This is a genomic window from Acidovorax sp. HMWF018 (assembly GCF_003061035.1).
Classification (GTDB): domain Bacteria; phylum Pseudomonadota; class Gammaproteobacteria; order Burkholderiales; family Burkholderiaceae_C; genus Acidovorax; species Acidovorax delafieldii.
In genome coordinates this window covers 1,858-3,803 of record NZ_QAIM01000466.1, presented here as the reverse complement: position 1 = coordinate 3,803, position 1,946 = coordinate 1,858, and the positions used below count along the sequence as shown (strand labels likewise).

At 66.3% G+C, this 1,946-nt stretch carries 2 protein-coding genes and 1 pseudogene; all 3 read right to left on the bottom strand.

The annotated features are described in order from the left end of the window. Positions 1 to 332, bottom strand: a 332-nt coding sequence (locus DBR23_RS31165; RefSeq protein WP_233250584.1) for a MerR family transcriptional regulator, incomplete at its 3' end; no start/stop codon positions are given. Positions 333 to 336: 4 nt separating this feature from the next. Beyond that, complete coding sequence (locus DBR23_RS19510) at positions 337 to 744, bottom strand: FKBP-type peptidyl-prolyl cis-trans isomerase (protein WP_108499303.1); 408 nt, start codon at positions 742 to 744, stop codon at positions 337 to 339. Between the two features lie 169 nt (positions 745 to 913). Continuing rightward, positions 914 to 1,946, bottom strand: a pseudogene (locus tag DBR23_RS31160) (glycine dehydrogenase (aminomethyl-transferring)); the annotation flags it as partial.

The following is a 1,946-nucleotide window of genomic DNA, read 5'->3' as shown; positions in this document are numbered from 1 at the left end:
CCCGCCATGAGGCCGTCGCGCAGCATGGTCAGGCGCCCGCGCAGTTCTGTGGCTTGGGTGATCTGCTGGTCCAGCGCCCGGATCTGCTGGCCGATGATGCGCTGGGGTGCCACCCCTTCGCCCGCCAGCAGCTCGGCAATGTCGCTGAGCGCCAGGCCCATCTGGCGCATGGTCTGGATGCCATGCAGCCGCTGCACGTCGGCCTGGCTGTACAGGCGGTACCCCGCGTCCGACCGGCCCGAGGGCTTGAGCAGCCCGACCTCGTCATAGTGGTGCAATGTGCGCACCGTGAGGCCGGTGCGCCGCGCGAGGTCACCGACCTTCAGCAGCATGGGGTCAGCGGCCCACGGAGATCAGCTCGATCTCGAAATTCAGCGTGGCGTTAGGGGGAATGACGCCACCCGCGCCCCGGGCACCGTAGGCAATGCCGGGGGGACAAGTCAGCTTGGCCTTGCCGCCCGGCTTCATGCGCTGCACGCCTTCGGTCCAGCAAGGGATCACGCCATTGAGTGGGAACGAGGTGGGTTCGCCGCGTTTGTAGGAGCTGTCGAACTCCTTGCCGTCGAGGAACGTGCCCTTGTAATGCACCTTGACCGTGTCGGTGGCCTTGGGCGATTCGCCCATGCCGTCTTTGAGCGATTCATAGACCAGGCCGCTGGCCGTGGTGACGGGTTTGGAGGTCTGGGCCATGGCGGCGGGAGCCATCACGGCGGTGGCGAGCAGAAGGCACAAGAGGTTTCGCAAAGGAGGCTCCTAGAAGGGTAAATCACAACGCAGCCCGCGATCTTATGCGTGTTCCTGCACCTGCCTGTACGTGCCCCCAACGAAAAAAGCCCTGGGCGAGCGGGCTCCAGGGCTTGCAAGAGCAAGGGCTGTGGCGGCAGACCATGCAGCCGTGGCCTTCGCCGCAGGGTCAGGCGTAGTCGCTCACCGGGATGCAGCTGCAGCTCAGGTTGCGGTCACCCCACACGTTGTCCACGCGGCCCACTGGCGACCAGTATTTGTTGCTGCGCAGCGCAGCCACGGGGTAGGCAGCTGCCTCGCGGGTGTAGGGGCTGTTCCACTCGCCGCTCAGCAGGCTTTCTGCGGTGTGCGGGGCGTTCTTGAGCGGGTTGTTGTCCTGCGGCAGCTTGCCTGCTTCGATCTCGCGGATCTCTTCGCGGATGGCGATCATCGCGTCGATGAAGCGGTCCAGCTCTGACAGGGTTTCGCTCTCGGTAGGCTCCACCATCAGCGTGTTGGGCACCGGGAAGCTCAGCGTGGGCGCGTGGAAGCCGTAGTCAATCAGGCGCTTGGCCACGTCTTCGGCCATCACGCCGCTGGTGTCCTTCAGGCTGCGCAGGTCCAGGATGCACTCGTGTGCCACATGGCCGTTCTCGCTCGCGTACAGCGTGGGGTAGTGGTCCTTGAGGCGCGCGCTGATGTAGTTGGCGCTCAGGATGGCGGTCTCGGTAGCGGCCTGCAGGCCTTCGGCGCCCATCATGCGGATGTACATCCAGCTGATGGGTAGCACGGCGGCGTTGCCCAGCGGGGCAGCGCTGACGGCACCCACGCCACCAGGCACGCCCGCCGTGGCATGGCCCGGCAGGAAGGGCACCAGGTCCTGCACCACGCACACGGGGCCCACGCCGGGGCCGCCACCGCCGTGGGGAATGCAGAAGGTCTTGTGCAGGTTCAGGTGGCTCACGTCACCGCCAAACTCGCCGGGGGCCGCAACGCCCACCAGGGCGTTCATGTTGGCACCGTCCACGTACACGCGGCCGCCGTGGCTGTGCACCAGGGCGCACAGCTCTTTGACGCTGGTCTCGAACACGCCGTGCGTGCTGGGGTAGGTGATCATCACGGCGGCCAGGTTGGCGCTGTGCTGTTCGCACTTGGCTTTCAGGTCCACCAGGTCCACGTTGCCGTTGGCATCGCAGGCGGTCACCACCACTTGCATGCCCACC